At 58.6% G+C, this 237-nt stretch carries 1 protein-coding gene; it reads left to right on the top strand.

Annotated elements, in window-relative coordinates; translation table 11 throughout:
• Nucleotides 1–52: 52 nt before the first annotated feature.
• Nucleotides 53–237, top strand: a 185-nt coding sequence (locus AC2FB1_RS11245; RefSeq protein ID WP_490675291.1) for a hypothetical protein, incomplete at its 3' end; no start/stop codon positions are given.

The following is a 237-nucleotide window of genomic DNA, read 5'->3' as shown; positions in this document are numbered from 1 at the left end:
GGACATGGCATTCTCCTTCCGGTGAGTGAGGAATCGGATCGATTGCTTCCGAATGAGCGACAAAGGTCTGTTTATAGGCAAGCCAGCCCGCGAGCCGTCCCACGGGGCCGTCCGGCCGACTTTCCACAAGGTTTTCCACAGAAATTGTGGAGAACTCGACCGTTATGTTCTGACGTTACAGATTGCCCGCCGCGTGTCGGCGTCGACGCGCGCGACAGGGTTCGGCAAGCATAGCGC

This window comes from Staphylococcus sp. CoH_129_LAB_1, from assembly GCF_058191515.1.
The sequence above is the reverse complement of the archived record's forward strand: the minus strand, read 5'-3'. Positions and strand labels throughout refer to the sequence as shown.